The following is an 18,933-nucleotide window of genomic DNA, read 5'->3' as shown; positions in this document are numbered from 1 at the left end:
TCTATGTGCGGATTCGTCGTTGCCTGCCATCACCAAGCACCTGTGCCCACTGTCACGCTGGACGCCGCCCTCGACACGCTGCGCCACCGTGGTCCTGATGGTCGCGCTTCGTGGTTGTCGGCGGACGGCTTGTGCGGCATCGGTTTTCATCGTCTTGCGATGGTCGGCGCCCGCGAACAGACGCAGCCCTTCCACACGGATGACGTGCATGTCGTCGTCAATGGCGAGATCTACCAATACGCGGCGCAGCGCCAAAAACTGGAAGCTGCCGGCGCGTGCTTCGCCACCGACTCTGATTGCGAGGTTGTGGCGCACGGTTACCTGCAGTTGGGTATTGATTATGTTCGTGAGCTGAACGGGGAGTTCGCCGGTGTGATCTGGGACGCGCGGCGGCGCAAGCTGTTTGCCATCCGGGATCGCTGGGGCGTAAAGCCATTGTTCTATCGACTTTCGGACCAAGGCATTCACCTCGCTTCGGAGATAAAGGCGCTGATCGCGCTTGGCGCGCAGCCCCGCTGGGACCACGCGGCGCTGTTCCAGCATTTCTTCGCCTCGATCGGGCCAGCCCAGACGCTGTTCGAGGGCATTCACCAAGTGCCGCCGGGTCATGTGCTTGAATGGAGCACGCAAGGCTATGGGGTCACACCGCTGCTGAGCGCGGTGGACGAGGCGCACGACGCGGCGCGGCAGCACCTCGCGTCTGCGCCGCGCGAATGGATGCCACGGCTGGTCGATGGCTTGCGCCATGCTGTGCAGGATCGCTTCCAGGGGGATGGCCCCGTGGCTTGCTACCTCAGTGGGGGCGTCGACTCGGCTACGGTGGCCGCACTGGCTGCACGTCATGGAAGAGAAGGGCTGAGTGCCTTCACCGTCGACTTCGGCGCCGGCACCGACGATGCAACGCAGGCCGCCGGTATTGCCGCCAGCCTGGGGCTGCGGCACGAAGTCGTCCCGGTCAGCGAGGCGCAACTGGTCGACCACTTCGCGGATGCGGTGCGCCATGCCGAGACCATCGGTTTCAACACCATTGGCGCTGCACGCTGGATCCTGGGGCGGGCGTTGGCCAGTAGCGGCTATAAGGCAGTACTGGCGGGTGATGGCGCCGATGAGTTGTTCGCAGGATACAGCTTCTCAAGCGTCGAGCGGCTTTGTGCGCGCTCGCACAACCACGCTCGCCTGATGACCCAGGTGCTGGAGGGGGGGCGTCAGGGGTTGGCGGCCGAGCTGGGTCAGCCGCTGCCTCTTTTTGACATGGACCCCGATCGTTTTGGCGGCCAGGTGCCCTATCTGCTTGCCAGTTGGAACTACCAGCGCAGTGGGTTGCGCCCTCTTTTGCGCACGCAGTTCCTTGAAGCGTTTCGCCACTTCAATCCCTACGAGGTGCTCATGCAGCAAACGGGCGCGTCCGCAGCGTCTGGTCTGCGCCGATCGCTGCACCTGTGGCAGAAGTCGATGTTCGCGAACCACATCCTAGTGTCCGAGCGTTTCGATATGGCGCACGGTATCGAAACGCGCTACCCGTTTCTCGATAACCGGGTCACCGCTGTCGCGGCCATGCTGCCTGATGAGTGGCTTGTCGAGGGGGCTGAGAACAAGCGTTTTCTGCGTGAGGCCGTCGCGGCGTTGACGCCCGAGGCGGCGCGTTGCGCAGCCAAGCGACCTTTCGAGGCCCCAGCGGTCTTCGCGCAGCCTGGCGACGGTCCGTTCCGACGCTACCTGCGGGAGGTGCTGCACGACAGTTCTGTGAAGCATTCGGGGATCTTCGATGTACAAGAGCTTCTGCGGCTCGAGGCGCGACTGCCGTCGCTGTCGGGGAAAATGGCGCAACGCGTGGACAGCCTGCTGACGATGGCGCTGAGTTTTTTCGTATTGCAGCACTGCTTCGCGGTGACTGAGTGAACACCGCGATGGCGATTTTCGACGTCCGTTTTCTCATCCTCAGGGTGGGGGAACCTTCAAAAAAACAGGCGCATCAGCGCGACACGATGGGGATCAGATCTTGAGCACGCTAGACACATTGCTTCTGTCCGCCGAGCAACTCGAGCGCTACCGTACGCTGCTGGCCGATAAGGGGCTGGCGACCAAACAGCCGCTGCGCATCCCCGCGCGTGCGCCTCAGGCTCGCACTCCGCTGTGCAGCTATCAGGAGCCGCTCTGGTTCATCGATCGCTATGCCGGCGGCGACACCGCGCACAATGTGGTTTACCCAATGGGCCTGCCCGAAGGCGAGATCGATGAGGCGGTGCTGCTGTTGGCCGTTGCCCGGATGATCGAACGCCATGAGATCTTGCGCACGACATTCCGGCAGGATGCCGAGGCCGTGGTGCATGTGGTGCACGACTGCTGGCCGCCCGTGCTGGAGCGTGTCGACCTGCGACCGCTGCCCGAGGCGCTAAGGGAAACGAGCGGATGGAAGCTGGTCGATAAGGAGGCCGCTCACCAGTTCGATCTCGAACATGGGCCGCTGATCCGCTTCACGTTATTGACGATGGCACCTGGTAAGCACGTGCTGCTGGTGTCTCTCCACCACATCATTTGCGACACCTGGTCGGTGGCCATCATCGACCGTGAGGTACGGATTCACTACGACGATATTCTGCATGGCCGACCCTGCTCGATTCCGCCGGTGGCGGTGCAGTTTCCCGACTATGCGATCTGGCAGCGCAGCCAGTGCGACAGCGACAGGTATGCGCGCGAGCTGTCTTACTGGGTAGGCCGGCTCGAAGACGCACCGCAATTGCAACTGCCCACTGATTTCCCCGTTCCCCAGCAGCGCAGTCACCGGGCGAACAACAGCCTGGTGCTGGTGCCTGCGCCACTGCTGGAAAAGGTAAAAACCTTCGCCCAGCGCGAGGGCGTGACCCTCTACATGGTGTTGCTGGCCGCCTACAAGATCATGCTCTCGCGCCACACCGGCCAGACTGACATCATGGTGGGTACGCCGCATGCCAATCGCGAGCGCGATGAGCTACGTGACGTCATCGGTTTCACCATCAATTCGCTGGTGCTTCGCACTGAGTTGGGCGATAACACGCCGTTTCGCGAGGCGGTGCAACGGGTAAAGACTTCGGCACTCGAAGCCTACGAGCATCAGGACGTGCCATTCCAGGCGGTGGTGGAGGCTCTGGGTACACGGGGTAAAGGCCAGCAGTTGAGCCGCTATTCGTTGTTCCGGGCCTTCTTCTCCGTTCAGAACATCCAGTGGGCGGACATCCAACTGCCCCAAATCAACACCGGTACGCTGCATCAAAAGCCACGCTTCACGGTTCCGCACCCGACGACCAAGTACGACATTTACATGTACCTGCGTGAACGCGACGGTAAGGTGCTGGGCGGGCTGGAGTATGACGTGGAGCTGTTCTCGCAGGCTCGCGTCGAACGCATGATTCGGGATTTCCTGCGGGTGCTGGAGCAGGGGGTTGATGATTCGCACGTGGGTATCCACGAGCTGCCTCTGCTGACCGCCGAGGAGCTTGCCGAGCGGCAGGCGGCCCAGCGTGGCAAGGCGTGCGCGGGAGGGCCGCCCACCGATATCTATAGTTGCTTCGAGGAAGCCGTGCGGCGCTTTGCCGATCAGCCGGCGCTGGTAGACGAAGGCACGACACTGAGTTATCGCGAGCTGGCCTCGGCATGCGCCGCCTTCGCAGCACTGCCGCAACGCGCTGACCGCGAGCCACAGCGCCGTCTGGGGATTCTTGCAGATCGATCCTCAGGGATGGTCGTTTCACTGCTGGCTGCCCTGCGCGCCGGGGATCTGAGCATGCTGCTGGATGCCGCGGCACCGGTCGCACGCATCGAGGAGACGGTACAGGCCCATGGCATCGAGATGTTGTTGTGCGACGCCGAGGTCGATATCGCGGGGACTGTGCCGCAGCACTTGATTTCGCGACAGGCGCAGGCCGGCTGCGGTGCGCAGACGCTGCGACGCCACATTCCTGCCCAAACCCCCGCATTCGTCTTCATGACCTCGGGATCGACAGGCGTTCCTAACGCAGTGGTGCTTTCCCATGCAGGCGTGCTCAACGGCCAACTAGCGCAAACCTGTCCTCATCCGATCGGGCCGGGTGATCGGCTGCTCTTGAATGCGCCGACGAGCTCGGCCCGGTTGGTGGGCGAACTGTTGTGGCCACTGCTCAACGGTGCGGCCGTCGTGCTGTGCCGACCAGGCGGGCATCAAGATCCGATTTACTTGGGCGAAATGCTGCAACAGCACCGGATTACGCATTTCAGCGTGGTGCCGCAAGTGCTGTCTGTGTTGCTCGACGAACGTTTGTTGGACCGCTGTCCGGAGCTCAAGCTTGTGTATTGCGTCGGGCAGAATCTGGACGGACAGCTCACGTCGCGTTTTGCGCAAGCCTCACGTGCGACCTTGTATAACAGCTATGCGCAGACAGAGGCCTGTCCGGTGAGTTTCCATGCCTGCGATGGCAGCGAGGGCGAGGGCGAGGGCCTGGTGCCTGTCGGGCGCCTCGCACCCAACACCGTGCTGCACGTGCTCGACGCCTACCAGCAGCCGGTGCCCACCGGCGTGACCGGGGAGATCGCCATAGGTGGTGCGAGTCTGGCACAGGGTTACCTCGGCAACCCGCGGCTCACGGCTGAGAAATTCATGCCCGATCCCTTCGGCGAGCCCGGTGCGCGACTTTACCGCAGCGGCGACCTGGGTACCTGGAACGAGAGGGACGAGCTTGTGCTTCTGGGGCGCAGCGACCATCGGGTGAAGATCCGCGGCTACCGGATCGACTTGGCAGAGATCGAGTATGCGCTGACCGCCATCGAAGGGGTCGAGGAGGCCGCGGTGGTCGTCTCGGCCAGCCCACATGGCGAGCCCATTCTCTTGGCCTATGTGAAGGCGCAGCCACTTTCCGTGGAGAAAGTCGGTCGGTTGGCGCAGCTGTTGAGGGCGCGCTTTCCCGTCAAGCGCAAGACGGTGCAGGCGCCGCTGTCCGAGCAGTTGCGCACAGTCCTCCAGGCGAAGCTGCCGTTTTACATGGTGCCGGCGCGCATCGTTCAGCTCGACGAGCTACCGCGTGGCCGTACCGGCAAGATCGATCGCGTCGCGCTGGCCGAGCGCGAGAGCCCGCAGGAAGCGGCCGGGACCAAGCCCGACGGAACGCCCAGGACCGATCTGGAACGCCAACTGATCGTCATCTGGCGGGATGTGTTGGATCTGCCAGCCGGCCAGGCCATCGGCATTTACGACAGCTTCTTCGAGTTGGGCGGTCACTCTCTCAGCGCGGTCAAGATCGTCAAGCGGATCCAGTCCGAGCTGGACGTGAAGCTGGAGGTCCGGTACGTGTTCGAGGCTGTCACGATTGCAGGGCTGAGTGAGCTGATTGCGTGGACATGCGATACGTCGAGCTTCGAGGACATTGAACTCTAAATGGCTTGCACCAATACATCGAGGACATTGGCCCCTTACATCCGTCTGTTCGAAGCCACGGCGCGCACGCATGCCGCGCTGCCGGCCGCGGAGGATCGCGACGGTTCGGCCAGTTATGCCCAACTCGACGGCATGGCGAACCGCTTCGCCGCCGAACTGCGGCGCTCAGGCGTCGAGCGGGGCGCTTTCGTGGCCATCGCCTGCGAGCGCGGCGTGCTCACGCTTGCGGCGATCCTGGCGTTGTTCAAGTTGGGTGCCGCCTACGTGCCGCTCGACCCCCTGCTACCGCTGGCGCGCAGGCAACGCATGCTGGCGTCGAGCGGATGCGCACGGGTGCTGGTGGAAGCCGATGGGGGCGATCTGCGAGCAGACTGCCCCGTTGTCGATCTGAAACAGTGGGCGGCGCTGGGGCCGTTGTGGGACGAAAGTTTCACTGGCGGTGGTGCCGAAGACCCGGCCTATGTGATTTTCACTTCGGGCTCAAGTGGCGAGCCCAAGGGCGCTGTGCTCTCGCAAGCCAATTTACTGAACCATCTGTGGGCCAAGGTCGAGGACCTTGGCCTGAACCACGATGACCGGATAGCGCAGACGGCGCCGTTCGGCTTCGATCTGTCGGTTTGGCAGTTTTTGGCCGCGGGCCTGGTGGGCGCCTGCGTGACGGTGATGGACCGCGAGACAGTCGCCTATCCACCCTCGCTGCTCGAAGCGATGGTCAACCGCAGCGTAACGGTATTTCAAGCGGTTCCCAGTTACTTGTCCGTGTTCGTCGATGCCGTTTCGCGCCGTCCGGGTGGAATGGGCGAGGGGCTTCGGGTCGCGGTCACCGCTGGCGAAACGCTGTCGGTGGCACTGGTGCGCCGCTGGTTTGATTGTTGTGAAGTCCCGTTGATGAACGCCTATGGCCCCACGGAGTGTGGTGTCGACGTGACCCACCATCTGATGCGTCGCGCCCCGCTGGGCGATAGTGTTCCGATCGGCAAAGCGATACCGGGCGCGGTACTCCATATCGTCGATGCCGATCTTGAATGTGTCCCTGAGGGGGAGAGCGGCGAACTGCTGATCGGGGTGTCGCTACCGGAATGGGCTATATCAACGCGCCAGCAGCGACCGCGGCTGCCTTCGTGGAGCTTCCGGCCTTGGGCGGTCGCTTCTATCGCAGTGGCGACCGCGTCCGTTGCCGCGCCGGTGTCCATGAATACCTGGGTCGGCTAGACCTGCAGATCAAGCTGCGCGGGCACAGGATCGAGCCCGAGGAGATTGAAGTCGCGCTGCTGCGCGAAGCGGGTGTGCGGGCCGCCGCGGTTGTTTTGCACCGTGAGGGCGCTCGCGCCGAACTGGTTGCCCTCGTGCAGCCTGAAGAACAAGGCATGAACGTGGAGCTCGCCGGGTATCTGAGGCAGCGCTTGTCGGCGACGCTCCCGAGTTACATGGTCCCCAACTTTATCGAATTCGTGTACGAGATGCCGCGTAATGCGCGTGGCAAGACTGATCGCCGCGGGGTCGAGCAGTTGCTGGGCATGTTGAAACCTTTCGAAGTCTAGGAGCCACAAACTTGCGTATCGCCAACCGACTTCTCCACCGTATCGCCGAATGCGATTATTTGTACCGTAACCTGCTGAATCGGCGTGCCACGCGCGAATTTCGTGATCACCGCAGCGTCCTCTGCGCAGAGGGGCAGCGCGTTATGCAAGAGCTCAACGAAAATGGCTTGGCCTTGAGTAGCATTGACCGTTTTCCGGGCATGCAACGCTTGTTCGACGAACTGCGCGAGCGCGCACAGTATGTCGAGGCGCGAAGCCGCAAAGTCGTACCTGCCGGCTCGGACCAGGCCAAGACCTATGCCTTCATGTCCAACGTGCTTGGCTCATATCCTCACTTCGATCCCAATAGTATTTTTGCCCGTTTCGCGTGCCAGTCGCCAATTCTCGAGATCGTGAATGGCTACTTCGGGATGTTCACCCAACTGCGTAAGTATGCGGTGTTCAGGAACGCATTCTCCAACCATTCGGAGAACGGGAAGTGGCACCGTGACGGCGCCTGCGACGCGATGGTCATGCGTGTTTTTGTCTACTTCGAAGACGTCAACGAACGCAATGGCGCCATGCGCTACGCTCGCGGCACTCATCATAGAAGTCTTCGCGGCAGTCGCGAAACTATCGACAGCGCCCAATTGGAGGCCATGTCCGTTTCATGTGGCGGGCCCTGCGGCACACTTGTCTTTGCCGATACGCGCGGCTACCACCGTGCAGAGAAGTTCACCGAGGGTGGGCGCTGGCTCTACTACGGCATGTTCACCTCGCCCGGGTTCGGCGCGGACTACTTCCGGCGTCAGGAACATCGCCAGGCGCAGCACGGTGATCCCGTCTCCTGGGCGTTATCCAGCCCGCAGACGCTCGCCGACAACTTCCGGTCTGTCCCATGAGCGCGAACGATCAACCATCGGCAGATCGGCTGGAGCCTTCGCCAGGTTCGGAAGACACCTGGCAGGCGCGGCTTACCTGGGGACAGCGGCAAATGTACCGCGCGATGCAGCTCGATCCTCAAGCCGAGCACTTCCACATGACTGACATGCTGCTGTTGCGCGGGCAGATCGACCTGGAACGCCTGTCGCTCAGCCTGGCGCAAACCTTCGCCGCGCATCCGGCGTTGCATATCCGGCTGGTGCCGTCTACCGACAGCGCGGAAGGTGTCGTGCAGCGCTTCGACGGCCTTATGCCGGTCGACTGCCTTGTGCATGACTGGTCCGGGCTGCCATCCAACGAGATCGAAGCCCGGCTGGCCGAGATACGTACACGTTTTGGCCGAGCACCGTTCGATCTCGCGGCAGGACCGCTGTTTCGCGTTACGCTGGTGCGCACCCGCATTGACGAAGCCTACCTGTTGATGACGTTGCATCATCTATTGGCCGATGACTGGTCCATGGGGTTGCTACAGCAGGACTTGGCAGCGCGCTACACCGGCGTTTCGATCACGGCTGAAGCGCCAGCACCGTACTTCGAGTTCGCGCGCCACCAGGAGGCTTGGCTACAGTCGCGCGAGGGTGCCAAAGCGGTCGCTTACTGGACGGCGCTTCTCCAGGCCCTGCCGGTGCGCTTTCCCATCCCCGCCGATCGGCCGCGCCCGACAACGCCCCTATTGGGGCGTGCCACTGTGAGTGGCAGGTTGGCGGGGGAGGTCTCGCAGTCGTTGAGGAAGGTGGGGCGCGATGCGCGTGGCACCCTGTTTCCCGTGATGTTGGCCGCCTACAACGTGCTGCTGTGGCGGCTTTCACTGTGCTCGCAAGTGCCGGTTGCGACCCTGGTGGCCAATCGTGAAGATGGCACGTTCGACCGAACGGTGGGGCTGTTCTTCAATACCATTGTCCTGGTGTCCGATGTCCGGTCCGAGCAGCCGTTCTGCGATTTTGTCGCACAGGTGATGGCCACGACACTCGATGGCATGCAGCGCCAGGCGGTCCCGTTCCAGTATCTGGTCGATCGCCTCTGTCCGATGAGGGATCCGGCGCGCGTACCCTTCACCCAGGCGATGTTCTCGTTCATGGCGGGAGCGGGCCGGCGTTTGCGCATCGCAGATGCTGAGCTTGAGCAGTTCGGTGGCATCGACACTGGATCGGCCTACGACCTCAAAGTCACGGCCTACGAAAAAGACGACGGCGTGGAGATTTTGTTCGAGTACGATGCGGACCTCTTCAATGCCACTACTGTGCGGGCTTGGCACAGCACCTATCTGAACATCCTGGCGGACGCCGCGGCGCAACCCCGCGCGCCAGTGCAAACGCTGGGGTTCACTCAGACCGATCACAAGGGCAGCGTCCTGGTTGTACAGGACACATGGGGAGCCCCAGTGCCGCCCGGCTTCGCGGGTGAGCTGTGCCGCCACCAAAGTGGGGAAGTCGTGCGTACGGGAATCCTGGCGCGACGGACCGCGGAGGGCCGCATTCAGCCTTACGAGGTGAGGCCTGCGTTTTTCGAGGTGGAGGGTAGGCGGGTTGAAGTCTCTGCAATCGAACACTGCGCGCAAGCCGTCACCGGCGTTCGTCAGGCACTGCTGACTTTCGATGAGACCCGCGGCCTTGCCATCCACCTGGTCGTCGAGGCCGGGGTATTCCGCCTTCCGGCGTTGCGCCGGCATCTTTTCGCATCGCTGCCGGCATTCTGTGTACCGAGCCTCTTTCGCATTATTCCATGGGTGTCAGAGTCGATCGGCGGTATCCCGGACCTCGACGAGCTGTGGCAGACCGGTCGAGAGGCCGAGACCTTCTCGAGCAGCCAAGAGCCGCGTGACCCGCACGAGACCCAGGTGCTGGACATCTGGTCGCAGGCCTTGGGCATTTCCTCCCTTGGTCCGGACGATGACTTCTTGGGCTCGGGTGGCAATTCGCTGACGGCGGCATTGATCGTCGCGCAGACCAACGGCCACTTCGGCTGCTCGATCACGCTTCGCCAACTATTCGATACCCGCACTGCAGCCCGCTTTGCCGTCTTGACGTACCCGAACCAGGCCAGCGCCAAAGTACGGCCTTGGTATGAACAAACACAGGTACGCAGTGCCCACTCGGCTCAGATCGAGGCGGACGGCAGCGTGTCTTATCCGGTGTCCGAGGCGCAGGCGCGCATGTGGATACTGGACCGGCTAATCGGCCCGTCCGACCGTTATGTCCTGAAAAATGTCTATCGCGTCGATGGACCGCTCGACGCCGAGGCGCTCGGCACGGCGTTCGCGGCGTTGGTCCGTCGACATGAGCAATTGCGCGCCGTCTTTCTGGAGACCGATGGGCTGGTGCGCCAGTGCATCCTGCCAGTTGAGCGTGTGGCGCTCAACGAAACATTCTGGGATTCGCTGCCTGGCTCAGAGTCGTCTCCCCCCGCATCGATCGCGCAGGCGGTCGATGCGCTTTTCGACCTGCGCACGGGGCCGTTGGCCCGTGCGCTGCTGGTGCGGACCCGTGACCCCGCCGTCCATTTCCTGTACCTGACGCTTCACCACATTGTGGCGGACGGTTGGTCATTGGGGGTGCTCTTTGACGATTGGTTGCGCCTCTATAGCGGTGACCGGGCCTTGCCCGCGCTGCCGGGGCAGTACCGCGACTACTGCTGCTGGAAAGCCTCGCATGCTGTGAAGGCAACTGTCGGGGCCGACCTGAGCTACTGGCGCGAGCGACTGGCGGGCGCGAGCGCTACGTTGTCGCTACCGGCGCGAGTCCGGGGAACGGACGTTTCGCAGCGGGGAGGGCGCCATGGGTTTCGGCTGTCTGCGCCGCTGTACAAGCAGTTGAGTTCCCTCGCTGGGGCAGAGAACGCAACCGTCTACGCCGTGTTGCTGGCCGCCTTTGCAACAGTGCTGTCGCGGCATACGGGGCAGAGCGACCTGAGCATTGGCGTACCCATCGCGAACCGCAACGAAGTGGGCACTGACCGGATAGTGGGGCTGTTTGTCAATACGGTCGTGATGCGCTTGCGTATTGATGCGTCCGCTTCGCTACGCGATTTGCTGTTGGTCGCGCGCGACACGGTGCATGAGGCCCTTGCGCATGGGGCGGCGCCGTTCGAGGCGGTTGTCCAGGCGCTGCAACCGCAACGGCATATGGATGCTTCGCCGTTGTTCGAAACCATGTTTACGTTCCAGAATCTGCCACCGGTGCCCTCCGTGCCGGGCGAACTTTCCTTACGGGGGTACGACAGCCAGCCGCGCAGGCGAAGTTCAAGCTGGGTTGCACACTGACGCTGGTGGAGGGGATGGCCTATGGCGAGCTGGAGTTTCGCGAAGACTTGCTCGATTCGGCACTGATAGAGCGCTTCGCCGCCGATTATGTCTCGGTTCTGACGCAATGGGCGCAGCGGCCGGATTCAACCTGTGGGGCATTGCGCGTGAGTATTGCGCGACCAAGGCCGATTGCCGCGGCAAGCGCGCCCAGCCTGGTTGGCATGGGGGCCCTCTGGGAAATAGTCCATAGACAAGCGCAGCGCACGCCGGATCGGGCTGCACTTCGCGACCGGCTGACCGTGCTGTCTTACACACAGCTCGATACGCAGTCCGCACGTATCGCCGCTGCGTTGCGCGCCCTGGGCCTGGGGCACCACGCTCGGGTCGGCCTGTGCATGCCTCGTTCGCCGCAGGCCATCGTATGCCTGCTGGGCATTTTGCGTGCAGGTGCGGCCTATTGTCCAATGGACGCCGATGGGGACATTGAGGTTTGGCGCGAACAAGCCCACGGTGCCCGGCTCGATGCGCTGGTGATGCGGTCCGACGACCCAGTGCAAGTGAACGGCCTGCGAATATTATCTTTCGAGCATCTGGTGGCCCTGGGCGGGGAGGAGGTACCCAGCGCCGCTCTCCATCCCCAGGCGACTGCCGTGGTGTTCCGGACTTCAGGATCCACTGGACGGCCGAAGTATGTGAGCGTACCGCACGAAGGCATTCTGGCGCTCATCGCCTGGGCCTGTGACACCTATGATCCCGAGACCTACCGACACAGCACGTTGGCAACCTCGTTGGGCTTCGATGTGTCGTTGTTCGAGATGTTTGTCCCTTGGGCCCTGGGTGGTTGCGGTGTGCTCATGGACCATTTGCTCGTACCGTACGGGGGCGAACCACCGCTCAGCTGCGTCAGTGGCACACCGTCCCAGGTACGGGCCTTGCTCGAGCAGCGGTGCTTCCCTGTTGGGGCGGTCACGTTGAATGTGGCGGGTGAGGCGCTGCCACCTGATCTGGTGCAGCGAATCTTTGAGCAAACGCAGGTGCACCGGATCGTCAACCTGTACGGGCCGACGGAATGCTCGATTTATGCGAGCTGCGAAGACATCCGACGCAATGGCGGCCCTATCGAAACAGTGCGTATCGGTCATCCGCCGCCTCACGTTTCGATGTACGTGATCGACACCATGGGGTGTGAAGCCCCGAGGGCGTCGCCGGCGAAATCTGCATTGGTGGCCGCGGCCTGGCACACGGTTATACCGGGCAGGCCGCGTTGACGGCCGAACACTTCCTACCCGACCCTTTCTCTGGCGTACCCGGCGCGCGCATGTATCGAACGCGGGACATCGGACGAGTCGATTCCGAAGGGGCAGTGTCCTACCTTGGGCGTGCGGACGGGGTGCAGAAGCTGCGTGGGATCTGGGTGAATTTCCATGAGCTTGCAGCCGATATCCGCGCGTGTCCCGGTGTAGGCGATGCCGTGGTGTTACCGATCCCGGCACAGGAAGGCGAGGGCGAGACCGGCGTAGTCGCATTCTGTGTGCCTGAGGACGGGGCACACTTTGATGAGGCAAGCCTGCGCCGCTTGTTTCGCCAGCATGTGGGGCGTACACGGCCCTTGGCCTATGGCAGGATCATCAACCGTTTTGTCAGGCTCGATGTGCTGCCGCTTACGCCAAACGGAAAAGTCGATCTGCAATCGCTCGCGTCGCTGGTTCCTGGCAGGCCGGTGCGCCCGAGCGGGGCAGTGGTGCAGACCGACCTACTGTGGCATGCGCTGCGCGACGCCTGGAGCAGGGCGCTGAACGTCGAGTATCTAGACGAGAGCGACGACTTCTTCGTCCAGGGCGGCCATTCGCTGCTGGCCCTGCGCATGCTGGGGGACATCGAGGCCTCCACGGGGCTTGCGCTGCCATTTGCTTCGATCTTCGAATTTCCGGTATTCGCCGAGTTTGTCGAAGAAGCCGCCGGGGTTGCACGCATGCAGGCTCGACCTGATGCGGCGGCAGGGCCAATCCAGCGGGTGAGGAGGGGAGACGGCAGTCACTTGCCGGTTTCCGCGGCGCAGCGGCGGCTGTGGTTCCTCGATCAGTTCGAGCAGGGGACACACCACAACGTACCCATCATGCTGCATCTGCATGGGGCGACGGATGCCGATCGATTGATACAGGCTGTGCGGGCGTGTTTGCACTGCCATGAGGTATTTCGCACTTCGTTCCATTTCGTCGATGGCGACATTGTGGCGAGCATCGCTGACGCCACCGCCATAGAACCGTTGCTGGATGACTGGTCCATGTTGACGCCCCAGGCGCGTCGGGACCGCGAGTCAGCTTGGCGTCAAGACCAGGCGACTCATCGCTTCGATCTGTCACGTCCAGGCCTCGGGCGGGTTCAACTGGCTCGCCTGGGGCACGATGAGTGGTTGCTGGCGATGGTATTCCATCACATCGTCACCGACGGTGCGTCTATCGCACTGTTGACGCGTGAAATTGGCCAGCGCTACGGGTGCCCGGACAGGGTACCGGCGCCGCAACTGCAATACGTGGACTATGCCGCCTGGGACCGCCGAAATGCCAACAACCCAGCTCATCAGGAACACTTGGCCTACTGGACGACGCAATTGAGTGATGCGCCCGCTTTCCTGTCGTTACCTGCCGACTATCCGCGGCCAGTGGTGTCCAGCCACGCCGGAGCGGCTCACGCGTTTCTCCTGCCAAGGGAAGAGCTGGAGGATGCCGGCCGGTTATTTGCACAGCTTGGCGTGTCACGCTTTACCGGACTGCTCACGCTTTTCAAGCTTGCGGTGCACCATCACACCGGCAGTCGCGACATTTGCATTGGCACGCCGGTGACAAACCGCCGCGCTTTGCCGACGCACGTGATGCAGGGGTATTTCCTCGACATGCTGGTCATCCGCACACGATTTGTGGCGACCGACACCCTTGCCGATCTCATCGCCAATGTGAGCGCGCTATGCAGCGCAGCCTTCCGTCACCAGGCCCCCGGCTTCGATGCGATCGTTGAACGGCTACAGCCTGAACGGACATCGGGCTATCACCCCATGTTCCAGTTGGCTTTCGTCTACACGGACGGTACCGCGCCCGATAGCGAGACCCCCGACCTTCGTTGGGTCGCCTCGCAAGGGGGCAATCGTGGTGCACAGTTCGACCTGACCTGCCATTGCAACGAAACGCTGGAAGGGCTGTGGGTGACGTTGGACTACAAGACCGAGTTGTATGCGCCGCAGACCATCGTTCGTTTTGGCGACTATTTGCGCCGTTGCCTGGCGTTACTCCGACACCAGGTGCAGGAACCCATTGCGTCCTTTCCTATTGCACACGCGCCAGAGTCCGTGGGGCGCATCGCCGTGGGCCCGCAGGTGGTTGACAAGCGCCTGGCGGATGGTTTCGAGCGTCAGGCATCGCTCAACCCTGATGCCATTGCGGTCAAGACCACGGCGGGAGATTTCAGCTACGCGACGCTCGAGGCACAGGCGAATCGGTTGGCGGCCCGCTTGTTGCGAGACGGCCTGCAGCCGGGAGAACGAGTCGCCGTGTGCCTGGAGCGAAACGAGTCGTTGCTCGTTGCGTTGTTGGCCATCAGCAAGGCGGGCGGTTGCTTCGTGCCGTTCGATAGCCAGACCCCATTACTTCGCCTGCAAGGGATTCTCACGCGCCACGCTATCCGCCGCCTGGTCACTACCCACGCGCTCCTTGCTCCGCTGTCAGGCGTGGCACAGCCCTTGGCGCTTTCACACCTTTATGACTTTGGAACATTCACCGTGGCCCCGGCCTGGCCCGGGGTCGGTTGCATTGTGGGTCGGCAGGACTGGGCTGGTGAAAGTGACGAGCGCGTGTCTGCCCAGCGCAGTTCCCGGTTGCCGGCCTATGTCATCTTCACCAGCGGCTCGACGGGTATGCCCAAGGGCGTCGTGATCGGACATGCAGCCGCTTGTTCGACGATCGACTGGATTAATGCACGTTTCGGTATAAAAACCGGTGACCGCCTGATGTGGTGTGCTTCCGTCGGATTCGACCTGTCGATCTATGATCTGTTCGGCACGCTTGCTGCGGGCGGCACGGTGTGTGTCGCCGACAGAGGCATGTTGGCGGATCCGGTCATTCTGGCGTCATACCTGACCCATTGGGAGATCACCATCTGGAATTCCGCGCCCGCAGCGCTGCAGTTCGCACTCTCTGGATGCGAGGTGCTTGGCGCAGCCTATCGCTGCGACTCGTTACGCCTGGTCATGCTCAGTGGCGACCGGATCCCGGTCAAGCTGCCTGCCGCCGGTAGCGTGCCATTTCCGAATGCGCACTGGCATGCACTGGGGGGCGCGACCGAGGCCGCGATCTGGTCGAATCACTACGAGATAGGCGATAGGGAGGGCGCTTTGGCGATTAGCCGCACCCCAGCGATTCCTTACGGCCGCGCGTTCGGGGCCGCGACTTACTATGTCATGAACAATGATTTCCAAGTCTGTCCAGATGGCGTGGAAGGCGAGCTGTTCATTGGCGGTGGCTGCCTGGCGGACGCTTATCTGGATGCGCCGGATCTGACCGCGGAACGTTTCTTGCCCAACCCGTTCGAGGCAGGAGCCAGGCTCTATCGCACGGGGGATCGTGCCAAGCGCGACGCGTTCGGCACCTTATGGATCCTGGGGCGATGGGACAACCAAGTGAAGGTCCGCGGCCATCGTATCGAACTCGGCGAAGTAGAGAATACGCTCCAAGGGCTGGACCAGGTGAAGTGCGCAGTGGTGCTGAAGGACGCGTTGCGCGATGCGATATACGCATATGTCGAGTGCCATGCGCCTGGCGTCCTTGATTGTGCGGAGATACATCAGCATCTGGCCAACCGTTTGCCTTACTACATGATACCGAGCGCTATTTATCCTATCGAAGCCTGGCCGATGACAGCCAACGGCAAGCTTGATCGCGGGCAGCTCTCACGTTCCCATGAAGACGTTGAGGCCAAGCGTCATCATGCGCCGCTTCCCGCCGCCGGCACGGTCGCTCATCAGCTCGGGGCCATCTGGGAGGCGGTGCTGCAGGTCCCTGTGAATGACCCTGACCGAAGCTTTTTCGATTACGGTGGCTCGTCGCTCAAGGCCATCGAGATGTTGCACAAGGTAGCTGCGCATTTCGGCACGGCACTGCGCGTGAGGGACATTTTTCATCACCAGACCCTTTCGTTGTTCGCCACGTGCATCGAACGGCGAGGGGCAAACGCCTACGCGTTGGAGGGCAATGATGCAGTGACCCTGTGGAAGCCCGGAGACGCCTCGGTGCCTGCACTTGTCCTTATCGCGCCACCCGGCGCGGACGGCGCATGCTATGCCGCGCTGATGGACGAACTGTCCCCATTGCCCTGCGCCATATACACCGTATCGTTGACGCTGTCCGTCCTGCGACGTTGGCATGAGGGGCTTGACCACACGATTGACGCCCTGTGCCTGGAGCTGGCCTGCGCCATCGCAGACGCAGGCATTACGAAGTTCGTGCCTTGTGGCTGGTCTTTTGGCGGCACGCTCGCTGCGCACATCCAGAGGCACGATGGGGAGGGGAAATTATCACCTCCGGCACTTTCATTGCTTATCGACAGTTTTGAGGCGGACGTTGTCGCCTGCGCAATAGCATCCGGAGAAAAAAGCGAGAGGTCATTTGACGGACCGATAGGCTCTGGCTTGTTGCCGGTCGATGCAGATGACGCTGCAAGGGCCGAACTGGTATCGCTATCATTCGCGGTGTTGCAGGCGGGCAATGGCAACAAGACGATCCCGGCGCAGAGCCGTATCGAGCTGATTGAAAGTATGCGCGGCGCCAGTACTCGAGCTTCGGCCAGTTGGCCTGGACAACGGCTCCTGCGTACCGATGTACTCGATGCACATCATTACGAGATGCTGCATCAACCTTGGGCGAAGGAAGTGGCCACATGGATCAAGACATGCCTGGGGCGCACCCATGAGTTCCAGTTTTTGACTATGCAGAGGGATTAATGAGCATGCAAACCGGAATTCTCATCGTGTCTCGTGAGCGAGCCTCTTGGCTGGTTTTCTGTGTGATCGCCGGGCTGGCATCTTCTTGCGCGGTCATCCTGGCGATTCGGGAAATTGCCCTCGTGCTGGCGGATGCTGGCTCGGGACCTGCCTTCTCATGGCGCATATTCCTCATCGCGCTGGCCGTGAGCATCCTGGGCGGCCTCAGCTCGCAGCTTGCGCTTGGGCACCTGGGTGTGCGGCTTGTGCACGAGCTACGGCTCCACGTTGCGCAGCGTATACTCCAGCTTCCCTATCGGGAGTATGAGCAACAGGGGTTCTCCCGCATGTACGCCATGCTCTCGGATGACGTTACCAAAGCGTCAACCGCACTTGGCACGTTACCTATGTGTGTGGTCTGCATAGGGCTGGTGGTGTTCGGGCTCGGTTACTTGCTGTTGCTTTCACCCTGGCATTTCGCGCTGGTAGCGGTGGTTTTGTTTTTGGGCATCGTCATTGCTCGCTATGCCTCGGCCCGCACCAGTCGCGCGCTGCGGGAGGTGCGGGCGCTCGAAGATCAGATGCAGGACCTGTACCGCGCCATGATAGAGGGGGCGAAAGAGTTCCGCTTCAGCACACGGCGGCGGCGAGACTTTCTCGCCTCGGTACTTTCGCCGCTGAGTTCGCGGCTCGCGTCGCGCAAACAGGCGAGCGGGGCGTTGTGGAGCGTGACGGTGCAATGGAACAACCTGGTCTTCTTCCTGCTGCTGGCGGTGGTGGCTATCCTGCCGCGGCATATGCCGATCAGCGACGCGAGCACCATGACCACCTACGCTTTGGTGCTGCTGTTGTTGCGTGCGCCCATCATGGCATTGATGGAATTGGTGCCGACGGTCCTGGCCGGAAAAGTCGCGCTCGACCGACTGGCGCAATTGGATGTGGCTCATTCTGCGAGCAGTACGGAGGAACCGTCGGTGACGCCGTCGATCCGTACCCTGGCGCTGCGCAGCGTCTGCTTCGACTATGCGGCGGAACCAGGCGAGGCGGGCGTTCGCCTTGGCCCCATCGACTTGTCGTTAAGGTCGGGAAAAATCATCTTCATTACTGGCGGTAACGGCTCCGGCAAGACTACGCTGGCGAAACTGTTGTCAGGTTTGTACGCCCCGAGTGAGGGCAGTGTCTTGCTCGACGGTGTGGAGCTGAAGCCTGATGTGACGACCGTGTTGCGGCATTACGCCAGTGCAATCTTCAGCGATTTTTTCGTGCTTCCCTACGAAGGGCAGCGCAGTAACGTTGCCATAGATCTCGCGTCTTGGGAAAAGCGGCTTGGGCTGGATGACAAACTCTCGGCAGCGAGCGAGTGGCGCTCGGCGCCGCGTCTTTCTCAAGGTCAGCGCAAGCGCCTTGCATTGTTGAATCTTGTCGCACAGGACAAGCCTGTCTGTCTCTTTGACGAGTGGGCTGCGGATCAGGACAAGGATTATCGTGATCTATTCTATCGACAGCTTTTGAGAGAGCTGGCGGCAAAGGACAAAATCGTGATTGTAGTCTCGCACGACACCGACTATTTTTTTGTCGCTGATATTGTTATTCACATGAAGGACCTGAAGGTCACCCACATCGAGGAGAAGGATCAATGAGCTGGGACCATGAAGATACGGAGTTCAATGTTGTCGTGAATCACGAAGAGCAGTATTCGATCTGGCCTCTCTACAAGGAGATACCAGCAGGCTGGAGAACCGTCGGTGTCCAAGGGAAGAGGGCGGTGTGTCTCGATTACATCGAAAAGACCTGGACCGACATGCGTCCGCTCAGCCTGCGTAAGGCGATGGAGAACTCATCGAGCAGTTCCTCTTGAGTCGCGAACCCATGGACAGGT

Annotated in this window: 10 protein-coding genes; all 10 read left to right on the top strand. The window is 61.9% G+C overall.

Annotated elements, in window-relative coordinates; translation table 11 throughout:
- Positions 1–3 precede the first annotated feature (3 nt).
- The gene (gene asnB / locus ACZ5M5_RS15665) at positions 4–1,899 is read left to right on the top strand and encodes an asparagine synthase (glutamine-hydrolyzing) (protein WP_464737573.1); all 1,896 of its coding nucleotides are present in this window, start codon (positions 4–6) and stop codon (positions 1,897–1,899) included.
- A 100-nt stretch (positions 1,900–1,999) separates the two neighbouring features.
- On the top strand, positions 2,000–5,383 hold the full coding sequence (locus tag ACZ5M5_RS15660) for a non-ribosomal peptide synthetase (RefSeq protein ID WP_464737572.1): 3,384 nt from the start codon (positions 2,000–2,002) through the stop codon (positions 5,381–5,383).
- A complete protein-coding gene (locus tag ACZ5M5_RS15655; RefSeq protein ID WP_464737571.1) occupies positions 5,384–6,595 on the top strand; it encodes an AMP-binding protein in 1,212 nt (403 codons plus the stop codon).
- Positions 6,520–6,924 (top strand): AMP-binding enzyme, encoded by a 405-nt coding sequence (locus ACZ5M5_RS15650; protein ID WP_464737570.1) that lies wholly within the window; start codon positions 6,520–6,522, stop codon positions 6,922–6,924. The genes ACZ5M5_RS15655 and ACZ5M5_RS15650 overlap by 76 nt, the downstream gene beginning before the upstream one ends.
- Before the next feature lie 11 nt (positions 6,925–6,935).
- The gene (locus ACZ5M5_RS15645) at positions 6,936–7,805 is read left to right on the top strand and encodes a phytanoyl-CoA dioxygenase family protein (RefSeq protein ID WP_060742322.1); all 870 of its coding nucleotides are present in this window, start codon (positions 6,936–6,938) and stop codon (positions 7,803–7,805) included.
- The gene (locus ACZ5M5_RS15640) at positions 7,802–11,104 is read left to right on the top strand and encodes a condensation domain-containing protein (protein ID WP_464737569.1); all 3,303 of its coding nucleotides are present in this window, start codon (positions 7,802–7,804) and stop codon (positions 11,102–11,104) included. Before ACZ5M5_RS15645 ends, ACZ5M5_RS15640 begins: the two co-directional genes overlap by 4 nt.
- A gap of 14 nt (positions 11,105–11,118) precedes the next feature.
- Positions 11,119–12,354, top strand: coding sequence for an AMP-binding protein (locus tag ACZ5M5_RS15635; RefSeq protein WP_464737568.1), 1,236 nt, complete (start codon positions 11,119–11,121; stop codon positions 12,352–12,354).
- Positions 12,351–17,075: an amino acid adenylation domain-containing protein gene (locus tag ACZ5M5_RS15630; protein WP_464737567.1), complete on the top strand. Its 4,725-nt coding sequence runs from the start codon at positions 12,351–12,353 to the stop codon at positions 17,073–17,075. The genes ACZ5M5_RS15635 and ACZ5M5_RS15630 overlap by 4 nt, the downstream gene beginning before the upstream one ends.
- Positions 17,075–18,694, top strand: coding sequence for a cyclic peptide export ABC transporter (locus ACZ5M5_RS15625; RefSeq protein ID WP_207268121.1), 1,620 nt, complete (start codon positions 17,075–17,077; stop codon positions 18,692–18,694). The genes ACZ5M5_RS15630 and ACZ5M5_RS15625 overlap by 1 nt, the downstream gene beginning before the upstream one ends.
- On the top strand, positions 18,691–18,912 hold the full coding sequence (locus ACZ5M5_RS15620; protein WP_060742324.1) for an MbtH family protein: 222 nt from the start codon (positions 18,691–18,693) through the stop codon (positions 18,910–18,912). The genes ACZ5M5_RS15625 and ACZ5M5_RS15620 overlap by 4 nt, the downstream gene beginning before the upstream one ends.
- Positions 18,913–18,933: the final 21 nt, after the last annotated feature.

This window comes from Pseudomonas sp. Van50, assembly GCF_055390755.1.
The sequence above is the reverse complement of the archived record's forward strand: the minus strand, read 5'-3'. Positions and strand labels throughout refer to the sequence as shown.

Coding starts and splice junctions, on each gene's coding strand:
- asnB (WP_464737573.1), top strand. CDS start 4: ATGTGCGGATTCGTCGTTGCCTGCCATCACCAAGCACCTGTGCCCACT.
- ACZ5M5_RS15620 (WP_060742324.1), top strand. CDS start 18,691: ATGAGCTGGGACCATGAAGATACGGAGTTCAATGTTGTCGTGAATCAC.
- ACZ5M5_RS15655 (WP_464737571.1), top strand. CDS start 5,384: ATGGCTTGCACCAATACATCGAGGACATTGGCCCCTTACATCCGTCTG.
- ACZ5M5_RS15640 (WP_464737569.1), top strand. CDS start 7,802: ATGAGCGCGAACGATCAACCATCGGCAGATCGGCTGGAGCCTTCGCCA.
- ACZ5M5_RS15635 (WP_464737568.1), top strand. CDS start 11,119: ATGGCCTATGGCGAGCTGGAGTTTCGCGAAGACTTGCTCGATTCGGCA.
- ACZ5M5_RS15625 (WP_207268121.1), top strand. CDS start 17,075: ATGAGCATGCAAACCGGAATTCTCATCGTGTCTCGTGAGCGAGCCTCT.